This is a genomic window from Kitasatospora sp. NPDC091276, from assembly GCF_040684355.1.
GTDB lineage: Bacteria > Actinomycetota > Actinomycetes > Streptomycetales > Streptomycetaceae > Kitasatospora.
Window position 1 is genome coordinate 153,456 of sequence record NZ_JBFBFU010000012.1, and the last position, 24,959, is coordinate 178,414.

Here is a 24,959-nt window from a genome sequence, read left to right on the forward strand (position 1 = left end):
CGGGCCGTCCACTCGACGCCGCCATGGGGAGGGCGGAGGTGGAGGAGGCCGGCGACGAGGTCCATGACGACGCCGAGTCGCCCGGTGCGGCTGTCGTGGACGAGAGCGGCGTCGGGGGCGGTGGGGGTGGCGGCCGTCACGGGGTGAGCCAGCTGTCGAGCCGCACGGTGACCAACTTCCCGTTCGCACCCACGACTTTGGCGGCGAGGGGCACGCCGCCCGGCGCGTTGAGCGTGACGGTCGCACCGACGGAGGGGTGCCACGGCTGCTGGTCGGCCTGCTCGCGACGGGCGCGGACGCCGGCGCGGAGCACGTCGACGATCTGGACGACTACGGAGGTCGGGGCGGCGCCGAGGTCGATCAGGACGATGCCGGTGACGGAGGCGCACGCCCAGTCGATTCCGGGGGAGGGGAGTTGGGTACCGGCGCAGGCGAGGGTCGCCTTGAGGTCGTCGAGGGCGTCGGCGGCCTCGCGGCGGTCCTCGGCGGTGATTTTTCTGAGCATGGAAGCCATGGCGTTCGGATTTCCTTGCGTGACGAGACTGTCCGGAAATATGGCAATCGACTGACCGGCAATGATCGCGCTGTGTCATCGCTCGATCACGATCCGATGGCTGATTACCAAGGCCGAGCGTGAGTTGACGTTCGCCGGCTACACCAACTACTTCCTGTGGCTTGAGCAGGCGAACCTTGCCGGTGTGTTGCGGCGGAAGGCTCAGGGGGGCTGTCGTGTGAGATTCCTCATCGGTGATCCTGACAGTCCAGTGACGAGAGCCCGTGAGTTTGAGGAGGGCGTTCCCCTCACGCTGGCTACACGGATCGCTGTGACCATCAGCGAGTTGGAGCGATTGCGAGATGTCTCGAACGTCGAGGGTCGGTTCGAGACCGGGCATGTGAACCTGTCTGTCTTCCGGTTCGATGACGAGATGCTGGTGACTCCGATCCTTGCCCGCAGGGTCGGCCACGACTCGCCCATGTTCCATCTTCGACGCACCCAGTCGGATGGCATGTTCGACCGATTCGCGGATCATGTCGAAGAGTTGTGGAGCCGAGGTCGAAGCATCTGGGAGGTGGCTGCGCATGGCCAGGCGTGATTTCGAGAACGACCCGCATGCGCCGAAGGCAAACAGCCTGGTGCCGGCGGCCTCTGTCGTCGTGGTCGACGGCGATGGCCGCGTACTCCTTCAGCGTCGTACCGACAACGGCATGTGGGCCTTGCCCGGCGGAAAGATGGAGCTCGGGGAGTCCCTCGCGGACTGCGGCGTCCGCGAAACCCGTGAGGAGACCGGTATCGACGTCGTCATCACCGGCATTGTGGGCACCTACACCGACCCTGGCCATGTTTTCGCCTATGACGACGGCGAGGTGCGGCAGGAGTTCTCCATTTGCTTGCTCGGTGAGCCGCTGGGTGGCGAACTCCGAGTCTCCGGCGAGTCGTTCGAGGTCGGCTGGTTCTCCCCAGCCGATGCCGACGGCCTGCCCATGGTGCCGAGCATCCGCAAGCGCCTCGCCGACTGGCGCAGCGGCCGCACCCCCGTCGTGCGCTGAGGCCTAGGAGTAGTGCTTGTGCAGGTCGTCGCTGATCAGTCCGGTGCCGTGGTGGACGGCCTGGCTGGAGTAGGTCCCGCGCAGTTGGGCGGCGTGCGCGGTTCGCTGGTGTTCGATCAGCAGCCCCTCGGTGTCGTCCGAGTGGCCGCTGCGGGCCCGCTCTCGGCGGCCCAGGAGGACGGTCGTGCCGATGATGGCGGCCACGAGTGAGACCAGGAACGCGATGACGAAGGTCATGAGGTCTCACCTTTCCCCCGGTCCTGGATCGTCCCATGACGAACCATCTCCACGGAAGGGTCAGTTCCACCTGACCCGCCGCACGAGAAGTCGACCAGACCGACTTCTCGTGCCGCGCGCCACGGGTTTCGGGGCCCGTCCCATCGAGCAGATCGGGGAGGGGGCATGACAACTCCCCCTTCCAGATGTCGATGTGAGGAGTCCGTATGAGCCCCACCCGTCGTGACGTCCTGCGCTGGGGAGCCGGTGCCGGCGGCGCCCTCCTGGCCGCCGCCGCGTTCAGCCCGGACGCGGCAGCAGCAGCGGCGGCACCCGCCGCAGCCGTCAGCCCGTCCGCCTGGATGAGCGCCCTGGGCGACGCCACGCCGCTGACCGCCCTGACGATCCCCGGCACCCACGACTCCTGCTGCACCGACCCGATGCACGGCACCGAGTGGTCCCACACCCAGAACTGGGGCCTGCCCGAGCAACTCCAGCGCGGCATCCGCTTCCTCGACATCCGCTGCAACGGACTCGCGGGGACGGCTGACGAACTCGGCATCTACCACAGCGACAACTACCAGTACGTCCGGCTCCAGGACGTCCTCGACCAGTGCCGCTCCTTCCTCGCCACCAACCCGCGCGAGGCCCTGGTCATGCGGGTCAGGAACGAGTACGCGGGCGGGAACCGGCTCGACGACACCGAGTTCCAGCGCCGGATCAACCACTACCTGGACGGCCTCGGCTACCGGGGCCTGTTCTGGACCGACCCCTCGTGGCCCACCCTCGGCCAGGCCCGCGGCCGCGTCGTCCTCGCCGCCGACTTCGCCAACCCGTGGTCCGTCATCCAGTGGTCCAGTGGCACCAACACCTGGTTCGCGACCCAGGACACCTTCCAGGGCATCAGCCTCGCCGCCAAGTCCCAGGCCGTCGTCGACTGGTTCGACCATGCCTTCCTCGACCAGGGCTCCCCGCGGATGTACGTGAACTTCACGAGCTACGCCAACGGCGGCTGGCCCAAGGTCAACGCGGCCGCCATCATGCCCCCCGTCCGCGACTACCTGAACGCCCGCCGCCAACAGGCCGCCCACTTCGGCATCGTCCCGATGGACTTCCCCGACTTCCACACCGACGTCCTGCAACTGCTCATCGACAAGAACTTCATCGGCCGCTGACCGGGGCCGCCGACCCGACCGCTGGGTAGCCTGCCGGCATGCCTGATCCCTCACCCTTCGCGGTCCCGAATCGTTTCGACGGTGACCCTGCCCGTGTCGCACTCGTCATTCCCGGAGTCGGTTACTCGCCCGCCAGGCCGTTGCTCCACTTCGCCCGCGCCGTGCTCCTCCAACACGGCTGGACGGTGCAGGAGTTGTGGTGGCAGGTCCCGGGCGACTTCTCCCGGTTCACCGTGGACGACCGGATCGCATGGGTCGAGCGGCAGGTCGGCCGGGCCGTCGCCGCGGAGGAGGGGGCCTGCGGTCTCCTGGTCGGCAAGTCCTTGGGCTCGCTCGCCTGTGGCATCGCAGCCGATCGGGGGATGGCGGCGGCCTGGCTGACGCCCGTCCTGACCCTCGACCAGGTGGCCCGCTCGCTGCGCCGATCCGAAGCGCCGACGCTCCTGGTCGGCGGGAGCGCCGACCAGCTGTGGGATCGACAGGTCGCCGGGTCGGTGGGGCACGAGGTCCTGGAAGTGCCCTCGGCGGATCACTCCCTTGAGCTGGCGGATGATCCCGTGGGGTCGGCCGGGGTGCTGCGGCAGGTCGTCTCGCGGCTGGACCGCTTCGTCGGCTCGCTCGACGTCTAGAGAGCGCCCGGAGCCGGTCGGCGGACGCCGAACCGGGGTGGGCGGCCCAGGCGGCGGGTTGCTCTTCGGTGTCGGTGGTGCTGGCCGGGGTGTCGCAGGTGAGGGCGGGTCCGCCGGTGTCCGGGCGGTGCAGGACCTTGGCGCGACGTGGCGGCGGCCCCGCGATCGGGTGTCGATCGCGGGGCCGTTGCCGTCGCCGTGGCCCGTGGGGCCGGTCGGCTCAGCCGATGGAGCGGGGGAGGCGGGTGGTCAGGTACAGGATGACGAAGGAGCCGATGAGCTGGAGGCCCAGGCAGAGGGCGAGGGCGCGGTCCATGCCGAGGCTGGGGGAGAGCGACAGGTAGAGGGTGCCGAGGGTGGCGACGCCGAGGGCGAGGCTGGACTGCTGGCCGGTGGCCAGGACGCCGCTGCCGACGCCGGCCCGGGCGGCGGGCACCTTGGCGAGGACGACGCGGAACAGCGGGGTGCCGATCAGGCCCTGTCCGATGCCGGCGAGGGCGACGCCGGGCGCCATCCGCAGCGGGGAGAAGTGCGACCAGTCGGCGAGGACGGTGACGGCGAGGGTGGCCAGGCCGGCGGCCTGGATGACGGCGCCCGCGCTCAGTACCCGGCTGCCGTAGCGGCCGATCAGGCGGGGGCCGGAGAGCGAGGCGGTGAAGTAGCCGACGGCCATCGGGACGAGCGCCCAGCCGGCCGCGACCGGACCGAGGTGCAGGCCCTGCTGGAGGGCGACGGCGATGACGAACATGAAGCCGCCGAAGCCGGCGAAGTAGGGCAGGGCGATGCCGAGGCCGCGCCGCATCTCGGGGATGCGCAGCAGGGACGGCGGCACCAGCGGGGTGGCGCCGCGCCGCTCCGCCCGGCGTTCGACCAGGACGAAGGCGGCGGCGAGGACGGGGAACAGCCCGAGCAGCACCCAGGACCAGAGCGGCCAGCCGGCGGCGCGGCCCTCCATCAGCGGGACGAGCAGGGCGAGCAGCGAGGCGGTGAGCAGGACGGTGCCGGGCACGTCGACCCGGGCGGCCCGGGTGGCCCGGCTCTCCGGGACGTAGCGGACGGCGAGGACCAGGGCGAGCAGCGCGAACGGCACGTTGAGCAGGAAGACGGAGCGCCAGCCGGTGCCGAACAGGTCGGCGGCGACGAGCATGCCGCCGAGCACCTGCCCGATCACCACGGAGATGCCGCCGACGGCGCCGTAGATGCTGAGGGCGCGGCCGCGCCGGGCGCCGTCGGTGGCGGCGGTGATGGTGCCGAGGACCTGCGGGATCAGCAGCGCGGCGGAGGCGCCCTGGGCGGCGCGGGCGGCGACCAGCGTCCAGGCGCCGGGGGCGAGGCCGCAGGCGAGCGAGGTGAGGGCGAAGGTGGCGGCGCCGACGACGAAGAGCCGGCGGCGGCCGAAGATGTCGCCGAGGCGCCCGCCGAGGACGAGCAGGACGGCGAAGGCGATGCCGTAGCCGGCGGCGACGAGTTCGAGGACGGCGGGCCCGGCGGCCAGGTCGTGGTCGATGGTGGGGAGCGCGACGTTGACGATGAAGAAGTCGAGCATCGGCAGGAAGGCCCCGAGCAGGACGGTGACCAGCCCGGCGGTGCCGAGGGAGGGGGCAGCGGTGCGGGCGGCGGTCGCGGTCGCGGCGCCGGGGGTGGTGGCGGTGCGGACCGGGTCGGGGGCGACGGCGAGTTGTTGGGTCACGGGTCCTACGATCCGCCTGGCCGTACCCTGGTACCAGAGTGTGGTTATCCAGGTATAAGAAGTACCTGGCAACAGGCTCCGGGCTGGCGCATGCTAGGAACCATGAGCCTCACCACCCCGGCCGCGCAAGCCCGGTCCGCCTCGGTCGCGCAAGCCCGGACCACCTCGGCGACGCAAGCCCGGACCACCCCCGACGACGCCCGCCGGCACGACCTGGCGGCCTTCCTGCGCAGCCGCCGCGAGCGGATCGCGCCCGACCAGGTGGGCCTGCCCCCGACCGGCCGCCGCCGCACGCCGGGGCTGCGCCGCGAGGAGGTCGCGCAGCTCGCCGCCGTCGGGGTGACCTGGTACACGTGGTTGGAGCAGGGGCGCGACATCCAGGTGTCCACCCAGGTGCTGGACGCGGTCTCCCGCGCCCTGCTGCTGGACCCGAGCGAGCGCGCGCACCTGTTCACCCTGGCCGGCGCGGAGGATCCGGCGCCGGTGAAGGAGTGCCCCTCGGTCACCCAGAGCGTGCGGCTGGTGCTGGAGCAGATGGCGCCGTACCCGGCCGTGGCCGTCAACCCCCGCTACGACGTGCTCGCGTACAACGCCCAGTACACCGCGATCGTCGGCGATCTCAACGAACTTCCGCCCGAGGACCGCAACTTGATGTGGATGGCGTTCACCCCCTCGCGGTTCCGCGAGGTGCTGATCGACTACCGGACCGAACGCCTCGGCATGGTGGCCCGGTTCCGTGCCGCGATGGCCGACCACAGCGCGGAGCCCGCCTGGAAGGCACTGCTGGCCCGGCTGCTCAAGACCTCGCCGGACTTCGCGGAGGTCTGGCAGCGGCACGAGGTGATGGGGCCGAGCAACGGGATCAAGCGGTTCCAGGTGCCGGGCGTCGGGCTGCTGCGCTGCGAGTACACCAGCTTCTGGCTCGGCCCCCGACTCGGGACGCGGATGATCACGTACACCCCGCTGGACGAGGAGACCCGCGCGCTGATGAACCGGTTGCCCAGCAGCTTCTAGCCCTGCCCGACGGCTTCTAGCGGGGGGTGAGGACGGCACGCCCGAGCAGCACGCACACCACCGCGAGCGGCAGTTCTACGCCGAGCGCCATCACCAGGGCGGCGAGCACCGCGTGGCCCGGGCCGGCGCAGGCGATGTCGACCAGTGCGTCCCCCGCGAGCAGCAGGGCCACCGCTCCGCCGGCCCAGCCGGCGGCGGCGCTGCGCCGGCGCAGCAGGGCGTCGAGCGAGAGCAGCGCGGAGAACTCCAGCAGGTCGAGCACCACCCACGGGGTCTCGTGGCAGGCGGCGAGGACCGCGAGCCAGGGCAGCAGCGCGACGGCGGCCACGACCGGCACCCGCTCGAAGCGGGCGGGCAGGACGAGGGCGGCGGCCGGGCGGCCGGCGAGGACGGCGGTGCTCATGCGGCCCCTCCGACGACCGCGGCCTCGCCCCGGCGCCGCACCCGCTCCAGCGGCTGCCGCTCGGTGGTGTCCCCGCCGGGGTGCCGGACCAGCACCCCGGCGTACGGGCCCTCGGCCCAGGCGAGCCAGAACCGCCCGGCGACCGTGACCACCTCGGCGCCGACGGCCGGTCGCTCGAACCGGAACGGCCCGGCCGACCAGAGCGACCGCACGGACCCGAGCGACCGCACGGACGGGAACGACCGCACGGACCCGAGCGACCGCACGGACCGGAGCGGCCCGGCCAGCCGCCCGGCGGTGAACGCCACCGCGGGCGCACCCCCGTCGGCCGCCAGCCGGCCCCAGGCGAGCACGTGGTGCGCCCGCCCGCCCGCCGGGCTGCGCCGAGCACCGCGCAGCAGCTGCGGGGTGAGCCGGGCGGCGACCAGGACATCGGCCAACTCGCCGTCCTGGTACACCTCCAGCGCGGCCCGGCCGCGGCGGCCGACCAGGCTGCGGACCGACCAGGGCCCGGCCCCGACCGGCAGCGTCCCCTCCGGCCCCGCCGTCCGGCGGAGCGCGTCCCCGGGAACACCCCCGTGGCTCCCGGGGACGGGCCGCCGGGGCGGCGGGGTGGCGGAGTGCGATGCGGTGCTCGTCATGCCGTCCAGCTTCCCGTCGATCATGGGCCGCTGTCGGTGGTGCCGTGCTCCGAATCCGGGGTGTACCTAGATACACCCCGACCGTGAGCCCCCCTTCATGGTGGCCGTTGATCATCGCGCCCTACGCTGTCGGTCATGCCCTCCACCACGTTGCGCCGAGCGCTCGTCAGGAGCCTTCGGCGCCCCCCGTGGTCGCCCGAGGCCTGGCGGGACACCCGCTTCATAGCCGCCGGCCTCCCGATGGCCCTGCCGGTCTGGCTGGCCGTCACCGAGTCCAAGCTGCTCTTCCCGATGACGGCCCTGGTCCTCATCTGCACGCGCCCGCTCACCGCCGCCCAGCGCGGCCGGCTGCGCGCCCTGCGCGGGGTGGAGGTGTCGCCGCCGCGCCCGGGCGAGCCGTGGGCCTGGCTGCCGGGCCGGCTGCTGCTGGGGCTGACCTGGCGCCAGAGCGTCCACCACCTGCTGGCCGGCCCGCTGCTGGCGGCGGGCGCGCTGGTGGTGCTGTACGCCTGGGGCGCCGGCGTGGTGATGGCCAGCGTGTACGGCTGGGTCTGGCTGATGCCCGTCGGCAGCCCGCTGCGCTCGGAGCTGGCCGGGCTGGACGTGGTGATCACGGTCGCCGGGGTGCTGCTGCTGGCCGTGATGCCCTGGCTGGCGGCGCTGGCGGCCTGGCTGGAGGTGCGCACGGCCCAGTTGCTGCTCGGCCCCAACCGGGCGGAGGCGCTGGAGCGGCGGGTCGAGGAGATCGCCGAGAGCCGGGCCGGGCTGGTCGACGTGGTGGACGCCGAGCGCCGCCGGATCGAGCGGGACCTGCACGACGGTGCCCAGCAGCGCCTGACCTCCCTCGCGATGAACCTGGGCCTGGCCCGGCGCACCCTCAAGGACGTCCCGCCCGAGGTCATGCAGGTGATCGTGGACGCGCACGAGGAGGCGCAGGCGGCCATCGACGAGCTGCGCGACCTGGTCCGCGGCCTGCACCCGGCGGTCCTGGAGGACCGCGGCCTGGACGCGGCGCTGTCCGGCATCGCGGCCCGCGCCCCGCTGCCGGTGCGCCTGGACGTCCACCTCGCCGAGCCGGTCGCCCCGACCGTCGAGGCGGTCGCCTACTTCACCGTCTCCGAGGCCCTGACCAACGTGGCCAAGCACGCCCGCGCCCAGCGGGTCGACCTCTCGGTGCGGACGGTCGGCGGCCGGCTGCGCCTGGTCATCAGCGACGACGGCGTGGGCGGCGCGGACGCCTCGCGCGGCACCGGGCTGACCGGCCTGCGCAAGCGCGCCGCCTCGGTCGACGGCACACTGTCCGTTCTCAGCCCCCTCGGGGGCCCCACCACCATCACCGTGGAGTTGCCGTGCGCGCTGTGATCGCCGAGGACTCGGTCCTGCTGAGGGTCGGCCTGGTCAAGGTCCTGGAGGCGGTGGGCTTCGAGGTCGCCGCCGCCGTCGGGGACGCCACCGAGTTGCTGGCGGCCGTCGAGGAGCACCGCCCGAAGGTGGTGGTGGCGGACGTCCGGATGCCTCCGGGCTTCACCGACGAGGGTGTGAAGGCCGCGCTGATGATCCGCCGGCAGTGGCCGGAGGTCGCCGTGCTGCTGCTCTCCCAGTACGTGGAGGAGCGCTACGCCGCCGACCTGCTGGCCACCAACACCAGCGGCGTCGGCTACCTGCTCAAGCAGCGGGTGGCCAACGTGGACGACTTCGTGGAGGCGCTGCAGCGGGTCGCCGCGGGCGGCACCGCGCTGGACCCGGAGGTGGTGGCCCAGCTGCTGGTGCGCCGCCACCGGGACCCGCTGGAGAAGTTGACCCCGCGCGAGCGGGACGTGCTCGGCCTGATGGCGGAGGGCCGCTCCAACGCCGCGATCGCGGCCGCCCTGGTGGTCAGCGACAGCGCGGTGGCCAAGCACATCAACTCGATCTTCACCAAGCTCGACCTGCCGCCGGCCGACGACAGCCACCGCCGGGTGCTGGCGGTGCTGCGGTTCCTGGAGGTCGGGTAGTCGTGGGCGGACCGACGAAGGCGTGGGGGCGGAAGGCCTGGCGGACCACCGGCACGCTCGCGATCGCGGTCGTCATGATCGGCGCCGGGATGCAGACCTGGGCGATGGTGGTGCAGCAGCAGACGACCTCGACGCAGCCGTACAACGTCGTCATCCACAAGCTCCGGCTGGACACCGGCAGCGCCTCGGTGCGGATCAGGGCGGGCCGCGACGGCCGGGTGGTGGTCCGGCAGAACCTGGACTGGATGGTGCGCAAGCCGTCGGTGTCGACCACCTTCGACGGCGACGTGCTCACGGTCGGCATGGAGTGCCGGAAGTTCCTGCCGTTCGCCGACTTCGGCTGCGGTGCCCAGATCGAGCTGGAGGTGCCGGCCGGTACCGACGTGTCGGGGCAGGTGAGCTCGGGCAGCGTCGAGGTGGACGGCCTGAGCGGCGGCGTCCGGATGGACCTCACCTCGGGCGAGCTGAAACTGACCGGCACGTCCGGGCAGGTGTACGCGCACGCCACCTCCGGGATGGTGCAGGGCACCGGCCTGAGCTCGGAGCAGGTGTACGCGGAGACCACCTCGGGGGCGGTCGACCTGGCCTTCTCCAGGGCGCCGCGGTCGGTGGACACCAGGAGCGGGTCGGGCTCGGTGAAGCTGGCTCTGCCGCAGGACTCCCACTACGCCTTCAGCGGCGAGGTCGGCAGCGGCAGCCGCCACATCGACCCGAGCCTGGCGGACCCGGCCAGTCCGAACCGGATCCACGGCTCGGTCACCTCGGGCTCGATCACGATCGACCCGGCCTAGAGAGGCCCGGAGGGCCCTGGGGAGGCCCGGAGCGGCCCGGAGCGGCCCGGAAACAGGGGCTGACCCGAGTGGGGGACAATGGAGAGTCCCGTTCCCCTGCCCCGAGGTCAGCCGCGCATGACTGCCACGCCCGCACCCACCGCGCCCGACGCCGAGTTCGCGCCGCTGGACATCGGCCCGATCCGGGTGTGGCCGCCCGTCGTGCTGGCGCCGATGGCCGGCATCACCAACGCGCCGTTCCGCACGCTCTGCCGCGAGCAGAGCGGCGGCAAGGGCCTGTACGTCTCCGAGATGATCACCACCCGGGCCCTGGTCGAGCGCAATGCCAAGACCATGCAGCTGATCAAGTTCGACGCCAGCGAGAAGCCGCGCTCGATCCAGCTGTACGGCGTGGACCCGGTGACGGTCGGCAAGGCCGCCCGGATGATCGCGGACGAGGGCCTGGCCGACCACATCGACCTCAACTTCGGCTGCCCCGTCCCCAAGGTGACCCGCAAGGGCGGCGGCTCGGCGCTGCCGTACAAGCGCAACCTGCTGCGCGAGATCCTGCGCGAGGCCGTGGCCAACGCGGGCGACCTGCCGGTCACCATGAAGATGCGCAAGGGCATCGACGACGACCACCTCACCTACCTGGACGCCGGCCGGATCGGCGCCGAGGAGGGCGTGGCCGCGATCGCCCTGCACGGGCGCACCGCCGCCCAGCACTACGGCGGGACGGCCGACTGGTCGGCGATCGCCCGGCTGCGCGAGTCCGTTCCGGCGCACGTCCCGGTGCTGGGCAACGGGGACATCTGGTCGGCGGACGACGCGCTGCGGATGATGCGGGAGACCGGCTGCGACGGCGTCGTGGTGGGCCGCGGCTGCCTGGGCCGGCCGTGGCTGTTCAGGGACCTGGTCTCGATCTTCGAGGGCGAGGTCGACTACGCCCGTCCGGACTTCGGCTACGTGGCGCGGGCCATGGTGCGGCACGCGCAGCTGCTCGGCGAGTGGATCGGCGACGAGGCGCGCGGCGTGATCGACTTCCGCAAGCACGTCGCCTGGTACACCAAGGGCTTCTCGGTCGGCTCGGAGCTGCGGGTGAAGCTCGCCAACTCCTCCTCCCTGGTCGAGCTGGCCGGAACCCTCGCCCTGGTGGAGCAGTCCCAGGCCTGGCCGGCGGGTGCGGACGGGCCGCGCGGGCGCACCGCCGGCAACAACCGGGTGGTGCTGCCCGAGGGGTGGTTGGACGATCCGTACGACTGCGCCCGACCGGGGGCTGATGCCGAATCGGACACCTCTGGCGGATGACCTGTCCATAATGGCGAAATTGGCCCCCAGGGGCCGATCGCCACTCGGTCCCAGCCCTCTTGTCCAATCTGGACAGGAGGGCTCCTTTTCGGCGATCCGATGTCACGGAACGGGCACGTTTCTGGACGGAGTGCGACGATCGGCGGAGGTGGACTACGTTCGACCGGTGAGATGCGCTGGTGACGCTTGCCACATGCGGTGGCGCCTGACGGCGGGTCAGTGGACGAAATGGACAGGTCGACTGTGAATCGCTTCCCGAAGCCGGTGGGCCGGTGATCGGCCGATCCGAGTGCAGGAAATCAAGCCGGGGCAACGCGGGCGACCCGCGACCGCTACCCAGCGTCCGAATCATGCGATCTTCGTGTTTCTATTCGTTCAAGACTTGAAGGTTGGCTAGCGTCATCCGGACGATTTCACCAACAGAGGTGAACGCCTTTATGTGCATTCGATCTATCGGGTTACCCCCGGGTACCGGCCTCGTACGGCCCATTCGGGGCAGAGAAGAACCTTCGAAATGGGTATGTTCTCCGGCGTCAGGGCAACCGCGTACGAGGAGACCGACCCGTGCCGTCCCAGCAGAAGTTTGTTTACTCCTTCACTGAAGGAAACAAGGACCTCAAGGACCTTCTCGGCGGCAAGGGCGCGAACCTGGCCGAGATGACCAACCTTGGCCTCCCCGTCCCTCCGGGGTTCACCATCACCACCGAGGCCTGCAAGGTCTTCCTGGAGACCGGCAGCGAGCCGGCCTCGCTGCACCAGGAGATCAGCGCCCACCTGGACGCGCTCGAGCAGGAGATGGGCAAGAAGCTCGGCCAGCCCGACAACCCGCTGCTGGTGTCGGTGCGCTCGGGCGCGAAGTTCTCCATGCCCGGCATGATGGACACCGTCCTGAACATCGGCCTCTCGGACGCCTCGGTGGTCGGTCTCGTCGCCCAGTCCGGCAACGAGCGCTTCGCCTGGGACTCCTACCGCCGCCTGGTCCAGATGTTCGGCAAGACCGTGCTGGGCGTCGACGGTGAGCTGTTCGAGGAGGCCCTGGACGAGGCCAAGCACGCCAAGGGCACCGCCAACGACCTGGACCTGGACGCTTCCGACCTCCGGGCGCTCGTCGAGGTGTTCAAGGGCATCGTCGAGCGCGAGACCGGCCGGGCCTTCCCGCAGGACCCGCGCGCGCAGATGGACCTCGCCATCCACGCCGTCTTCCACTCCTGGAACGGCGACCGCGCCCGCCTGTACCGCCGGCAGGAGCGCATCCCGAACGACCTCGGCACCGCGGTCAACGTCTGCAGCATGGTCTTCGGCAACCTCGGCGAGGACTCCGGCACCGGTGTCGCCTTCACCCGCGACCCCTCCACCGGTGCCCAGGGCGTCTACGGCGACTACCTGTCCAACGCCCAGGGCGAGGACGTCGTCGCCGGCATCCGCAACACCCTGCCGCTGGCCGAGCTGGAGAAGCTCGACAAGAAGTCGTACGACGAGCTGATGACGATCATGCAGACGCTCGAGAACCACTACCGCGACCTCTGCGACATCGAGTTCACCATCGAGCGCGGCAAGCTCTGGATGCTGCAGACCCGCGTCGGCAAGCGCACCGCCGCCGCGGCCTTCCGGATCGCCGTCCAGCTGGTCGACCAGGGCCTGATCGACCTGGACGAGGCCCTCATGCGGGTCACCGGCGGCCAGCTCTCGCAGCTGATGTTCCCGCGCTTCGCCCCGAACGCCGAGTCCCAGCAGATCGCCTGGGGCCTCGCCGCCTCGCCCGGTGCCGCCATCGGCAAGATCGTGTTCGACTCCTACACCGCCGTCAAGTGGTCCCGTTCCGGCGAGAAGGTCATCCTGGTCCGCCGCGAGACCAACCCGGACGACCTGGACGGCATGATCGCCGCCGAGGGCATCCTCACCTCGCGCGGCGGCAAGACCTCGCACGCCGCCGTCGTCGCCCGCGGCATGGGCAAGACCTGCGTCTGCGGCGCCGAGGAGCTGGAGGTCGACACCAAGCGCCGCCGGATGACCACCGCCGGCGGCCTGGTGCTGGAGGAGGGCGACGTCGTCTCCATCGACGGCGCCACCGGCAAGGTCTACCTCGGCGAGGTCCCCGTCCTGCCGTCCCCCGTCGTCGAGTACTTCGAGGGCACCCTGCACGCCGGCGCCGACGTCCAGGGCGGGCTCGTCCAGGCCGTCCACCGGCTGATGGCGCACGCCGACGTCCGCCGCCGGCTCGCCGTGCGCGCCAACGCCGACAACGCCGAGGACGGCGGGCGCGCCCGCCGCTACGGGGCCCAGGGCATCGGCCTGTGCCGCACCGAGCACATGTTCCTCGGCGAGGAGCGCCGCAAGGAGGTCGAGCACCTGATCCTGGCGGACAACGACAAGGACCGCGAGCTCGCCCTCTCCACCCTGCTGCCGTTGCAGAAGGGCGACTTCCTGGAGCTCTTCCAGGCCATGGACGGCCTGCCCGTCACCGTCCGGCTGCTCGACCCGCCGCTGCACGAGTTCCTGCCGGACATCACCGAGCTGTCGGTGCGCGTCGCCCTCGCCGAGGCCCGCAAGGACCCGAACGAGAACGATCTGCGCCTGCTCCAGGCGGTGCACAAGCTGCACGAGCAGAACCCGATGCTGGGCCTGCGCGGCGTCCGCCTCGGCCTGGTCATCCCCGGCCTGTTCGGCATGCAGGTCCGTGCCATCGCCGAGGCCGCCGCCGAGCGCCGGCTGGCCGGCGGGGACCCGCGCCCCGAGGTGATGATCCCGCTGGTCGGCACCGTCCAGGAGCTGGAGCTGGTCCGCGACGAGTGCGAGCGCGTGCTCGCCGAGGTCGCCCAGTCCACCGGCGTGCAGCTGGACATCAAGCTCGGCACCATGATCGAGCTGCCGCGCGCCGCGGTCACCGCCGGTCAGATCGCCGAGGCCGCCGAGTTCTTCTCCTTCGGCACCAACGACCTCACCCAGACCGTGTGGGGCTTCTCCCGGGACGACGTGGAGGCCTCGTTCTTCACCGCGTACCTGGAGAAGGGCATCTTCGGGGTCTCCCCGTTCGAGACCATCGACCGCGACGGCGTCGGCGCGCTCGTCAAGCACGCCGTCGAGGCCGGCCGGGCCACCCGCCCCGACCTCAAGCTCGGCGTCTGCGGCGAGCACGGCGGCGACCCGGACTCGGTCCACTTCTTCCACGAGGTGGGGCTGGACTACGTCTCCTGCTCCCCCTTCCGGATCCCGGTGGCGCGCCTGGAGGCAGGCCGCGCCGCCATCGAGACGGCGGGCAGCGACCCGCGCTGAGAGAGGGTAGGCATCCCCTCCTCGGCCGCGGGCCGGACTGACCGCTTCCCTCCCCGTCGGGAGGGCGTACACCGGAGCTCGGCGCAGGAGAACCGGCGTACGTAACGACGGCCGGGCGGGAACGGACAATGGCGTCCGTCCCCGCCCGGCCGTCCGTCTGTGCCCGGCTGCCCGTCTGTGCCCGGCCGTCCGTCCCCGGTCGGCCGGATGTGGCGGCGGCCACGTGTGTAGCTGGCCGGGCGGCGCCCGCGGGCCTGCCAAGCTGGGGCGCATGACCAGACGTAAAAGCCCGCTCGTCGTCGTGGCCGTCCTGATCCTGGCCCTCGTCGCCGGCATCGGGTACCTGCTCGCCGGCAAGGGCGGCAGCAGCCACCCCAAGGCCGCCGCGAGCTCCACCGCCACCTCGGCGGGCGCCTCGGCCCCCAAGTCCTCGGCCCCCAAGCCGTCCCCGCCCGCCGGCGGCACCCCTGCCCCGAGCGGCACCTGGGTGCCCGCCGACCCGGCGCTCGCCGACGTCTGCCGCAGCAAGCTCCCCAGCCAGGCCCAGGACACCCTCGGCCTGATCGCCAAGAACGGCCCGTACCCGTACAACCGCGACGGCATCGTCTTCGAGAACCGCGAGAGCCGCCTGCCGAAGAAGTCCGGCGGCTACTACCACGAGTTCACCGTGGTCACCCCGGGCTCCAACGACCGCGGCACCCGCCGCGTGGTCACCGGCGGCTCCGGCGAGCAGTACTGGTCGCCGGACCACTACGGGACCTTCCAGGAGATCGATCCGCGCTGCTGACACCCCGAGCCGCGTGACACCCCGCACCCCTCACCGGGCCCGGCGCCAGCTGATCCGGCGGTGGGGGCCGTGCGGGCCGGTGGTGAGGAGGGCGGTCAGCTCGTGGAACACCGGGACGGGGTCGCGCCGGAGCCGGACCGGGGTGGTGCGGACCACGGGGAGCCCGACGGCGGTCAGCCGGTTGGCGCGGGCCGGGCCGCGTTCGTGGTCGGCGGGGCGCAGGTGCCAGGCGCGGGAGTCGATCTCCAACGCCACGCAGGCGTGCGGCCAGTAGGCGTCCGGGACGGCGAGGAAGCGGCCGTCCAGGAAGAGCACCGGGTTCCACAGCGGCTCGGGCAGGCCCGCGTGCGCGAGGAGTTCGCGGGCCTCGCCCTCCACCACCGACCGCACTCCGGCGGTGAGGTCCTCCACCACCCGGGCCACCTGCGGCAGTCCGAGCGCGCCCGGCCGGGCCAGCAAGTGGTCCAGCAGCTCGCCGAGTTCGCAGTGCCGCCGCTGGACGGCCTCCGCGCACAGCGCCCGGAACCGGCGCTGCCCGGTCTCGCCCGGCGCGAGGTCGGCCAGCGCCCGGGCGACGGTGGTGCTCCACAGCCCGTCGTCCCGCTCGAAGCCGCCCGGCAGCGGCCCGGCCGACCGGTGGATCCGGACGAACTCGCGGTCGCGGACCCGGCGTTGGGCGGGAATCAGGACGTCGATCCGGGCCAGGTCGGCCGGGTGTCCGGCGCTCGGCAGCCCCGCGTCGGCCAGCACCGCGTCCCCGGTCAGCAGCACCTCCCCGGCCTGCGGCGCCCGCCCCTTGGGGCTCGCGTACGCCAGCGCGGCGCGCAGCCGTTGATGCGCCGTCAATCGGCCGGACCGCAGGCAGATCACCCGGGGCAGCACCTGTTGCCAGGGCCCGTCGGGGCGCAGCCGGTGGGCGATGGTGCCGGACGGCACGCCGAGCCGGCGCAGTTGCGCCCGGGTGACGATGTGCTGCTGGTCGGCGCCGAGCAGCACGACGGGGTCGAGCGGGTTCACGCGGGTCATGCCCCGGGTGCTGCCCACCATGATCGGATGTATGCGAAACATCGCTCGTCGGGGGAGCCCACGAGAATGAGGTTGACGGAGCGCCGGTCGAACCACTGAGCTGAGGGCCATATGACGACTCCACCCACCGGCCCCGCGCTCGACGCGCTCAACGGCCTTTCGGTAGGCGATGCCTACGGTGCACAGCTCTTCGTCCCGGCCACCGCCGCCGCCCATTTCGCCGCCCGCACCGACCCGCCCGGCCCCTGGCCGTGGACCGACGACACCGAGATGGCGTGCTCGGTGTACGCCGCGCACACCGAACGCGGCACGATCGACACCTTCGACCTCACCCACGCCTTCGCCCGGCGCCACGACTTCGACCGCGGGTACGGTCCGGCCGCCAACCGGATGCTGCGGCTGGTCCGGGAGGGCGGTGACGCGAAGGCCCTGGCGGCCGAACTCTTCGACGGCCAGGGCTCGTACGGCAACGGTGCCGCGATGCGGGTCGCCCCGCTGGGGGCGGCGTACGCCGAGGACCCGGCCGCCGCGGTCCGGCCCGCCGCCGACACCGCCGTGATCACCCACACCCACCCGCAGGCGGTGGACGGCGCCATCGCGGTCGCGGTGGCCGCCGCGTACGCGGTGCGGGCGCGCACCGAGGCGATGACGCCGGAGTCCTTCCTGGAGGCGGTGATCTCCCTCACCCCTTACGGCGCCGTCCGTGACGGCCTCACCGAGGCGGTCCAGCTGCTCGCCGAACCGGACCCGAGGGCCGCCGCCGAGATCCTGGGCAACGGCAGCCGGACGTCCGCCGTCGACACCGTCCCGTACGCCCTGTGGTGCGCCGCCCGGCACCTGAGCGACTATCCGGCCGCCGTCCGGGAGGCGGTCGCGGCCGGCGGCGACATGGACACGGTGGCCGCGATCACCGGGGGAGTGGTCGCCGCACACACCGGGACCGAGGGCATTCCGGCCGCCTGGCTGGGCGCCCGCGAACCGCTGCCCGGGTGGGCGTTCCCCGAGCCGGGCGGCGTCCGGCCCGCCCCGGAGAGGGAGGGCCGCCTGAAGCCCATGCTGCTGCCCCGCGCCTGCCCGGTGCCTGACGTGGTCTGGACGGACGAGGAGTGGCAGCGGATCCGGGCCGGGCTGCGCCCCCGGGAGATGGAGGACAAGTGGGTGTCCCACACTGCCGAGGGCGTGCTGCGCCTGCACCGCAGCTGGACCGGCTTCGAGATCTGGAGCGTCCGGGTCACCCCGGTGCGCGGCGGCTGGCGACCCGGGTCGGCGCTGGCCGAGGCGCACCCCGACCGCTTCCGGGGAGCTGCCGATCCGGAGCTCCTCGCACGGGTCCTCGGCCTGGCCGCCAGGGGCTACGGGTGGCGGCCGTAGCCCCCTTCGGACCGTTTCAGGCCGTGATCAGGTGCCCGGGACCGCCGCCGTGTCTAAGGCACTCCTGGTTGATCGCCGGATCCGGGGCGCTGGGCGAGGTGGCGGCGGCGATCCGCAGCTCGATGATGTCCCGCACCGCGGGCCACTCGTCGTCGAGGATCGAGTAGAACGCGGTCGAGCGCACCACCCCGTCGAGCCCGCGCGAGTGGGCCCGGCGGACGCCCTCGGAGGTGGCGCCGAGCCGCTCGATGGCGGTGCGCGAGCGCTGGTTGCGGGCGTCGGCGCGCAGCGAGATCCGCTGCACCCCCCAGGTCTCGAAGGCGTGGCGCAGCATCAGCAGCTTGGCCTCGGTGTTGATGCCGGTGCCCTGGGCGCGCGGCGAGAGCCAGGTGTTGCCGATCTCGGCGGCGTCCGGGACGGCCGTGGCCGGGTCGCCGAACGGCACCCCGGGCACCGGTGGCCAGACCATCGGCCCCCGCCAGTAGTCGAGTTCCAGGAATCGGGTGGAGCCGACGACCCGGCCGTCCGCCACGTTCACCGTCGCGAACGGCAGCGACCGGCCCGCGGCCTGGTCGGCGAGGGCGCGCGCGATGTAGTCGCGGGCCGCTTCGAGGCCGTGCGGGACGGGCGTGAAGGCGTAGGTCGTACGGTCCTCGGCGCCGGCCTCGGCGATGGCCGAGGCATGGTGCGCGGCGAGGGGCTCCAGCCGCACGGTGCGGCCGGTGAGGATGACAGGTACGGGCACGGAACCTTCGGTCCTTCATCGGTCGGAGGGTGCCTACCGTGCCGGGGTACGGCTCGGGAGGCAGGGACAGTCGCCCCGGCCCCGGAGCACGCCCGCCGGTACCCGCGCACGCCGGAGAGCCGGTCGGGCGGGGCGGGGGCGGCGGCCCGGAGGCGGGCAGCGCGGTGCCGGAACGGACTCGGGTCCACGGACCGGTCCGGCGGGGATGAGCGAGGGGACAGTGTGCGTCCGCGAGATGGCCGATGAGGAAACGGGAGCGCGAAGGAAACAGGCGGCCAGATGAAGGCAAGATGCGTCGTGTGGGCTGGCCGAGCACCGGTCCGGGACGTGGCCGACGGCGTTACGGGACGACGTGACGACGACGCGACGATGCGAGGCAGCGAGAGGACGATACCCGCCAGAAGGCGGTGCGTCACTTCCCGGCACGCGAATGGCGGTGCGGGCCGCTGCGACCCGCCCCCGGACGGGCCGTTGAACACCCGTGACCAGGGGCTTTCCACCCGGGTGCGATCATGGTCCGGAGCGGTCCGGAGAGGCCGCCGGACCCGCCGCCGGGCGGGTCGGGAATTCCGGCGGCGCCCGGCACGCTGGAGAGGACGAGAAGCCGGTACGTCGTGACGAGTAGAGAACGGGGTTGGGTGCGCGGTGCGTGACTTCCAGGCGCTGTACGAGCTGGATCAGCAGGGCGTGGCCGCGGTGGCCGCGGCCACCGCGGAGCTGCGCGACACCGGTGCGGGCCTCGTGCTGCTCCAGCACTTCGAGGGCTTCATGGACGCCGGCGAGGCCGGCGGCCAGGTGGTGGCCCACCTGCTGGAGACGGGCTCGCCGCAGGTGGTGGCCCGTTTCGACCACGACCGCCTGGTCGACTACCGGGCGCGCCGCCCGGCGATGGTCTTCGACCGGGACCAGTGGGCGTCCTACGAGCCGCCGGAGATCCTGCTCCAGCTCGTCCGCGACGGCGCCGGCGCGCCGTTCCTGCTGCTCACCGGCCCCGAGCCGGACGTCGAGTGGGAGCGCTTCGCCGGCGCCGTCCGCGAGCTGGTGGAGCGCTTCGAGGTCCGGCTGGCGGTGGACTTCCACGGCATCCCGATGGGCGTGCCGCACACCCGCCCGGTCGGCCTGACCCCGCACGGCAACCGGCTCGACCTGGCGGCCGGCTACCCGCAGTGGTTCGAGCAGGCGCAGGTCCCGGGCAGCGCCCAGGCGCTGCTGGAGTACCGCCTGGCCGAGGCCGGGCACGACGTGCTGGGCTTCGCCGTGCACGTCCCGCACTACGTGGCACGCTCGGAGTACCCGGCGGCCGCCGTGCTGATCCTGGAGGCGGTGCAGTCCGCGACCGGCCTGGTGTTGCCGGGCACCCGGCTGCGCGAGCGGGTCGGCGAGGTGTACGCCGACATCGAGGAGCAGCTGGCGCACGGGGACGGCGAGTTGCGCTCGGCGATCCGCGGCATGGAGGGCCAGTACGACGCGGTGGCGGGGGCGGAGGGTCGGGAGAGCCTGCTGGCCGAGCCGGTGGACCTGCCGTCGGCGGACGAGCTGGGGCGGCGCTTCGAGCAGTTCCTGGCCGAGCACGAGCGCGGCGCGGAGTAGGCCCGGCGCGGAACAGGTCCGGGCCGGGAGTCGGTCCGGCGCGGAATCGGCCCCGTAGGGGCGGGAACCGGCCGGGTCTGCGGCAGCCGGGAGCCACGGGAGTCATTCGCGGGCCCCGTTCGTTGGTGGTGGCGGCGTCGGGGGACGCGCCGCCGTACGGAGCTGCCCGTGACGCCTATCCCCCGGGGGGATGCCATGCCCACGACCATGTCCAGGACCATCCGCCCGGCCGTCGCCCTGACGGCCGGGCTCGCCGCGCTGCTGCTCGCCGGGTGCACCGCCCCGGACGGCGGGACGGAGGGCTTCGCGGGCGCGCTGCCCGCCAAGAACGCCAAGTCCACGCCGCCGCCGAACGGCCCGTACGTGGCCCTCGGCGACTCGTACACCGCCGGCCTGAAGATCGCCCCGCAGGTGGGCGAGCCGAAGGGCTGCTCCCGCTCGGGGGTCAACTACCCGTCCCTGGTGGCGAAGGGGCTCGGGCTGCCGGCCGGCCAGTTCCAGGACGTCAGTTGCAGCGGCGCCCGCACCGGGGATCTGACCGGCGCCCAGGAGACCGACCACGGCACCAACCCGCCCCAGCTGGACGCGCTGACCTCGGCCACCCGCCTGGTGACGGTCGGCATCGGCGGCAACGACGCGGGCTTCATGGAGGTCGTCAAGGAGTGCGCCAAGGAGAACCTGGTGGACGCGGTGAAGGGCATCGTCGGCGCCACCCGCGCCTCCTCGCCCTGCCGCGAGCACTACGCCTCCGGCGGGACGGACGAGGTGCAGCGCAAGGTCGACGCGGCCGGTGAGCAACTCGGCAGGATCCTGCAGGACATCAAGCACCGCTCCCCGCAGGCCCGGGTCTACGTGATCGGGTACCCGACGCTGCTCCCGGCCGACCCGGCGAGCTGCCGGTCGGTGCTGGGCAAGGCGGTCGCGGCCGGGGACCTGGGCTTCCTCTCGGAGAAGGAGCAGCAGCTCAACAGCATGCTCAAGCGGCGGGCGGCGGGCGCGGGCGCGGTGTTCGTGGACGCGGCCGCCCCCTCGGCCGGGCACGACATGTGCGCGGGCGAGGCCACCCGCTGGGTCGAACCGCCCTTCCCGGCCCCGGGCCTGGCGGCGATCCACCCCAACGCCAAGGGGCAGGAGGCGGTGGCCGCCGTCGTCCTCAAGGCCGTCCGCGGCTGAGGCCGGAGGCCGGGGTCGGACCGCAGGCGGCGCCCGGCGGGCCGGCGCGGCCACCGGCGCGTCACCGGGGCCGGGGCGGACATCAGCGCGTACCGCAGGATTCACGCTCCGGCCCACGCCCCTTCGTGCGCGGCACACCCCGGCTGTCGGGGGCGCGGCGTACCGTGAGGGGCATATGGATGACACCGCGCACCGCCTCGCCGCCGCCCCGCTCCCGTACGACCACGCCGCCGAGGCCCGCTGGGTCCCCGAACCGGACAAGCGCCCCGGCCGCACGGCGTTCCAGCGCGACCGCGCCCGGGTGCTGCACTCGGCGGCGCTGCGGCGGCTGGCCGGCACCACCCAGGTGGTCGCCCCGATGCGCAGCGACTTCCCCCGCACCCGGCTCACCCACTCCCTCGAATGCGCCCAGGTGGGGCGGGAGTTGGGCGCCGCCCTGGGCTGCGACCCGGACCTCGTGGAGGCCGGCTGCCTGGCCCACGACATCGGCCACCCGCCGTTCGGCCACACCGGCGAGGAAGCGCTCGACCAGGCCGCCGAGGCCTGCGGCGGCTTCGAGGGCAACGCGCAGTCGCTGCGCATCCTCACCCGGCTCGAACCCAAGCGCTTCGCCCCGGAGGGTGAGCACCCCGCCGCTCGGCTCGCCCCCTGGCCCGGCCGCAGCGTCGGCCTCAACCTGACCCGCGCCGCCCTCGACGCCGCCACCAAGTACCCGTGGACGCGCGGCGCCCACCCCACCGACCCGGCCTCGCCCAAGTACGGCGTCTACGCCGACGACCTGCCGGTGTTCCGCTGGCTGCGGGCCGGCTCCCCGGCCGGGCGCAAGTGCTTCGAGGCCACCGTCATGGACTGGTCCGACGACGTCGCGTACTCGACCCACGACGTCGAGGACGGCCTCCAGGCCGGCCACATCGACCCGGCCGCGCTGCGGGCGCCGAGCGAGCGGGCCGAACTCTTCAAGGTCGCCGAGCGCTACGCCCCGGACGCCGAGCCGGAGGAGCTGGCCGCCGCCCTCGACCGGCTGCTCGCCCAGGACCGGTGGCCCCAGGAGTACGACGGCACGGCCCGCGCCCGGGCCGGGCTGAAGGACCTCACCAGCCAGCTGATCGGCCGCTTCTGCCTGGCTGCCGAGCAGGCCACCCGGGCCCGCTACGGCCCCGGCCGGCTCACCCGGTACACGGCCGAGCTGGTGGTGCCGCGGGGCGTCCGGCTGGAGGTCGCGGTGCTCAAGGCGGTCGCCGTCCGCTTCGTGATGCAGCGCGACGAGCAGGCCCAGCTGCGGGCCCGCCAGCGGATCGTGATCGCCGAGCTGGCGTACGTGCTCACCCAGCGCGCCCCCGAGGGCCTGGACCCGGTGTTCGGCGCGCTCTACCGCGAGGCCGAGGACGACCGGGCCGCCCTGCGCGCGGTCATCGACCAGATCGCCACCCTCACCGACGCCTCCGCCCTCGCCCTGCACGCCAGGCTCGTCGGCGCCGCCTGGGCCTGACCGCCCGCGGCCCCGGCGCCCGGCGTCCGACCGCCCAGGCGCAACCGCCCGGCGCCCGACCGCGCGCGGCGGGCCGGTCCCGGCGCGACCGGACCGCCGGGAAACCCCGGCCACCCCAGTAGACTTCCGGGGTGGCCGGGCGGATCAGGGACGAAGACGTACAAGCGGTGCGCAGCGCACTGCCGATCGACGCCGTGGTCGGCGACTACGTTCAGCTCACCAACGGTGGCGGCGGCGAGTACAAGGGCGTCTGCCCCTTCCACGACGAGAAGTCCGCCTCGTTCTACGTGAACCCGGCCAAGGGCGTCTTCCACTGCTTCGGCTGCCAGGAGAACGGCGACACCATCGCCTTCCTGATGAAGATCGAGCACTTCACCTTCGCCGAGGCCGTCGAGCGGATGGCCGCCCAGGCCGGCATCACCCTGCGCTACGAGGAGGGCGGCTACAGCCCCCGCCACCAGCAGGGCGAGCGGACCCGCCTGGTCGAGGCGCACAAGGTGGCCGCCGCCTACTACCGGGAGCAGTTGGCCTCGGCGGAGGCGGAGATCGGCCGCCGCTTCCTGGCCGAGCGCGGCTTCGACGAGGAGGCCGCGAAGACCTTCGGCGTCGGCTACGCCCCGGTGGGCTGGGAGCACCTGGTCCGCTACCTGCGCGGCAAGGGCTTCACCGACAAGGAGATCCTGCTCGGCGGCCTGGCCTCGCAGGGCCAGCGCGGCGGCCTGATCGACCGCTTCCGGGGCCGGCTGGTCTGGCCGATCCGGGACATCGCGGGCGAGGTGGTCGGCTTCGGCGCCCGCCGCCTGCGCGAGGACGACAACGGCCCGAAGTACCTGAACACCCCCGAGACGCCGATCTACAAGAAGTCGCACGTGCTGTACGGCATCGACCTGGCGAAGAAGGAGATCGCCAAGTCGGGCCGCGCGGTCGTGGTCGAGGGCTACACCGACGTGATGGCCTGCCACCTGGCGGGGGTCACCTCGGCGGTGGCCACCTGCGGTACGGCCTTCGCCGAGGACCACATCAAGATCATCCGTCGGCTGCTGATGGACACCTCGCAGTACCGCGGCGAGACGGTCTTCACCTTCGACGGCGACGCGGCCGGTCAGAAGGCCGCCCTGCGGGCCTTCGAGGACGACCAGAAGTTCGCCGCCAAGACCTCCATCGCGGTCAGCCCGGGCGGCATGGACCCGTGCGAGCTGCGCCTGGCCCAGGGCGACGAGGCGGTCAAGCAGCTGATCGACAACCCCGTCCCGCTGTTCGAGTTCGCGCTGGTCTCGGCGGTGTCCAAGCACCGGGTGGAGACGCCGGAGGGGCGGTCGGCGGCCCTGGAGGAGGCGGCCCCGATCGTCGCCAAGATCAAGGACCGCTCGATCCAGCACGAGTACGCCGTCCGCCTGGCCGGCATGCTCGGCATCCTGGACGAGCCCTTCGTCGTCCGCCGGGTCTCCCAGCTGGCCCGCTGGGACCGCGAGCGCCAGCAGAACCCCCGGGGCGCCGACCGCGGACGCCGCGTCGAGCCCGCGCCGGTGCGCCCGGCGCAGCCCGCCTTCCGGCTCAACCCGCGCGACCCGGCCCAGTTCGTCGAGCGGGAGCTGCTCAAGCTGGCGCTCCAGCACCCGGACCTGGTCAGCCCGGCCTTCGACCACTACGGCGAGGACGAGTTCCCCACCCTGCCGTACACCGCCGTCCGGCAGGCCATCGCCAAGGCCGGCGGCGCCGCGTACGGGGCGACGCTGCCCGACTTCACCAGCGCGGTGCGCGAGGCGGCCCCGGACGACCAGGTGCGCTCGCTGGTCACCGAGCTGACCGTCGAGCCGGTGCGCTCCCGCCGGAAGGTGGACGCGGTCTACGCCGGGGAGTTCCTGGTCAAGCTGCGCCTGCTGGCGGTGGACCGGCGGATCGCCGAGGTCCGCGGCTACCTCCAGCGGCTCGGCCACCGGGCCGACGCCGAGCAGCAGCACGCGGTGCAGACCGAGCTGTGGCAGCTCCAGCAGTACGGTCAGCAGCTCCGCAGCCAGGGCGCGGCGGGGCTGTAGGAGTGCGGCGGGGCCGTGGGAGCGGCCCAGAAAGTCGGCGCACGAGTCTCGGCCACGGAGTGTGGCGTACCGCACACTGGA

23 protein-coding genes are annotated in these 24,959 nt (G+C 73.0%); 16 read left to right on the forward strand and 7 right to left on the reverse strand.

All coding sequences use genetic code 11. From position 1 onward, the window contains the following. Positions 1-136: 136 nt before the first annotated feature. On the reverse strand, positions 137-514 hold the full coding sequence (locus AB0O19_RS17360) for a hypothetical protein (RefSeq protein WP_363620308.1): 378 nt from the start codon (positions 512-514) through the stop codon (positions 137-139). A 61-nt stretch (positions 515-575) separates the two neighbouring features. Here AB0O19_RS17360 and AB0O19_RS17365 point away from each other — a divergent pair, with 61 nt between their 5' ends. Continuing rightward, positions 576-1,094 (forward strand): DUF5919 domain-containing protein, encoded by a 519-nt coding sequence (locus AB0O19_RS17365; protein ID WP_363620310.1) that lies wholly within the window; start codon positions 576-578, stop codon positions 1,092-1,094. Beyond that, positions 1,081-1,548, forward strand: coding sequence for an NUDIX domain-containing protein (locus tag AB0O19_RS17370; RefSeq protein ID WP_363620312.1), 468 nt, complete (start codon positions 1,081-1,083; stop codon positions 1,546-1,548). Before AB0O19_RS17365 ends, AB0O19_RS17370 begins: the two co-directional genes overlap by 14 nt. 3 nt (positions 1,549-1,551) lie before the next feature. Here the strand turns inward: AB0O19_RS17370 and AB0O19_RS17375 are convergent, their stop codons facing one another. Continuing rightward, entirely contained in the window at positions 1,552-1,785 is a 234-nt protein-coding gene (locus AB0O19_RS17375) for a hypothetical protein (protein ID WP_363620314.1), read from the reverse strand. A 206-nt stretch (positions 1,786-1,991) separates the two neighbouring features. Between AB0O19_RS17375 and AB0O19_RS17380 the strand changes: the two genes are divergently transcribed. Both AB0O19_RS17380 and AB0O19_RS17385 read left to right on the forward strand, forming a co-directional pair. After that, on the forward strand, positions 1,992-2,939 hold the full coding sequence (locus AB0O19_RS17380; protein WP_363620316.1) for a phosphatidylinositol-specific phospholipase C: 948 nt from the start codon (positions 1,992-1,994) through the stop codon (positions 2,937-2,939). 38 nt (positions 2,940-2,977) lie between these two features. Beyond that, positions 2,978-3,568 (forward strand): alpha/beta hydrolase, encoded by a 591-nt coding sequence (locus AB0O19_RS17385; RefSeq protein ID WP_363586340.1) that lies wholly within the window; start codon positions 2,978-2,980, stop codon positions 3,566-3,568. 220 nt (positions 3,569-3,788) lie between these two features. On the opposite strand, the gene AB0O19_RS17390 is transcribed toward AB0O19_RS17385, so the two are convergent. Then, positions 3,789-5,147: an MFS transporter gene (locus AB0O19_RS17390; protein WP_363620426.1), complete on the reverse strand. Its 1,359-nt coding sequence runs from the start codon at positions 5,145-5,147 to the stop codon at positions 3,789-3,791. Positions 5,148-5,360: 213 nt separating this feature from the next. Here AB0O19_RS17390 and AB0O19_RS17395 point away from each other — a divergent pair, with 213 nt between their 5' ends. After that, positions 5,361-6,272, forward strand: coding sequence for a helix-turn-helix transcriptional regulator (locus AB0O19_RS17395; protein WP_363620318.1), 912 nt, complete (start codon positions 5,361-5,363; stop codon positions 6,270-6,272). Positions 6,273-6,288: 16 nt separating this feature from the next. Here the strand turns inward: AB0O19_RS17395 and AB0O19_RS17400 are convergent, their stop codons facing one another. Together AB0O19_RS17400 and AB0O19_RS17405 are read right to left on the reverse strand one after the other, a co-directional pair. Then, positions 6,289-6,675 (reverse strand): hypothetical protein, encoded by a 387-nt coding sequence (locus tag AB0O19_RS17400; protein ID WP_363620320.1) that lies wholly within the window; start codon positions 6,673-6,675, stop codon positions 6,289-6,291. Beyond that, positions 6,672-7,316: a hypothetical protein gene (locus AB0O19_RS17405; RefSeq protein ID WP_363620322.1), complete on the reverse strand. Its 645-nt coding sequence runs from the start codon at positions 7,314-7,316 to the stop codon at positions 6,672-6,674. The genes AB0O19_RS17400 and AB0O19_RS17405 overlap by 4 nt, the downstream gene beginning before the upstream one ends. Before the next feature lie 135 nt (positions 7,317-7,451). Here AB0O19_RS17405 and AB0O19_RS17410 point away from each other — a divergent pair, with 135 nt between their 5' ends. From AB0O19_RS17410 to AB0O19_RS17435, 6 genes are all read left to right on the forward strand, one after another. After that, entirely contained in the window at positions 7,452-8,678 is a 1,227-nt protein-coding gene (locus AB0O19_RS17410; RefSeq protein ID WP_363620324.1) for a sensor histidine kinase, read from the forward strand. Continuing rightward, complete coding sequence (locus tag AB0O19_RS17415) at positions 8,666-9,310, forward strand: response regulator transcription factor (protein ID WP_363620326.1); 645 nt, start codon at positions 8,666-8,668, stop codon at positions 9,308-9,310. Before AB0O19_RS17410 ends, AB0O19_RS17415 begins: the two co-directional genes overlap by 13 nt. A gap of 2 nt (positions 9,311-9,312) precedes the next feature. Continuing rightward, complete coding sequence (locus AB0O19_RS17420; protein WP_363620328.1) at positions 9,313-10,101, forward strand: DUF4097 family beta strand repeat-containing protein; 789 nt, start codon at positions 9,313-9,315, stop codon at positions 10,099-10,101. Positions 10,102-10,218: 117 nt separating this feature from the next. Next, positions 10,219-11,388, forward strand: coding sequence for a tRNA dihydrouridine synthase DusB (dusB, locus tag AB0O19_RS17425; RefSeq protein ID WP_363586333.1), 1,170 nt, complete (start codon positions 10,219-10,221; stop codon positions 11,386-11,388). A 564-nt stretch (positions 11,389-11,952) separates the two neighbouring features. Beyond that, entirely contained in the window at positions 11,953-14,661 is a 2,709-nt protein-coding gene (gene ppdK, locus AB0O19_RS17430; RefSeq protein WP_363586332.1) for a pyruvate, phosphate dikinase, read from the forward strand. Positions 14,662-14,932: 271 nt separating this feature from the next. Continuing rightward, positions 14,933-15,448, forward strand: coding sequence for a ribonuclease (locus AB0O19_RS17435; protein WP_363586331.1), 516 nt, complete (start codon positions 14,933-14,935; stop codon positions 15,446-15,448). 30 nt (positions 15,449-15,478) lie between these two features. Here AB0O19_RS17435 and AB0O19_RS17440 read toward each other — a convergent pair whose 3' ends face one another. Continuing rightward, the gene (locus AB0O19_RS17440; protein ID WP_363620330.1) at positions 15,479-16,495 is read right to left on the reverse strand and encodes a hypothetical protein; all 1,017 of its coding nucleotides are present in this window, start codon (positions 16,493-16,495) and stop codon (positions 15,479-15,481) included. Between the two features lie 90 nt (positions 16,496-16,585). Between AB0O19_RS17440 and AB0O19_RS17445 the strand changes: the two genes are divergently transcribed. Then, entirely contained in the window at positions 16,586-17,845 is a 1,260-nt protein-coding gene (locus AB0O19_RS17445) for an ADP-ribosylglycohydrolase family protein (protein ID WP_363620332.1), read from the forward strand. A gap of 16 nt (positions 17,846-17,861) precedes the next feature. Here AB0O19_RS17445 and AB0O19_RS17450 read toward each other — a convergent pair whose 3' ends face one another. Further along, positions 17,862-18,590 (reverse strand): GNAT family protein, encoded by a 729-nt coding sequence (locus tag AB0O19_RS17450; protein WP_363586328.1) that lies wholly within the window; start codon positions 18,588-18,590, stop codon positions 17,862-17,864. A 645-nt stretch (positions 18,591-19,235) separates the two neighbouring features. Here AB0O19_RS17450 and AB0O19_RS17455 point away from each other — a divergent pair. The 4 genes from AB0O19_RS17455 to dnaG all read left to right on the forward strand — a co-directional run bounded on the left by AB0O19_RS17455 (position 19,236) and on the right by dnaG (position 24,878). Beyond that, complete coding sequence (locus AB0O19_RS17455) at positions 19,236-20,180, forward strand: PAC2 family protein (protein ID WP_363586327.1); 945 nt, start codon at positions 19,236-19,238, stop codon at positions 20,178-20,180. Between the two features lie 207 nt (positions 20,181-20,387). Next, positions 20,388-21,353: an SGNH/GDSL hydrolase family protein gene (locus AB0O19_RS17460; protein WP_363620333.1), complete on the forward strand. Its 966-nt coding sequence runs from the start codon at positions 20,388-20,390 to the stop codon at positions 21,351-21,353. Between the two features lie 175 nt (positions 21,354-21,528). Next, entirely contained in the window at positions 21,529-22,842 is a 1,314-nt protein-coding gene (locus AB0O19_RS17465; RefSeq protein ID WP_363620334.1) for a deoxyguanosinetriphosphate triphosphohydrolase, read from the forward strand. Between the two features lie 131 nt (positions 22,843-22,973). Beyond that, on the forward strand, positions 22,974-24,878 hold the full coding sequence (gene dnaG, locus AB0O19_RS17470) for a DNA primase (RefSeq protein WP_350878164.1): 1,905 nt from the start codon (positions 22,974-22,976) through the stop codon (positions 24,876-24,878). Positions 24,879-24,959: the final 81 nt, after the last annotated feature.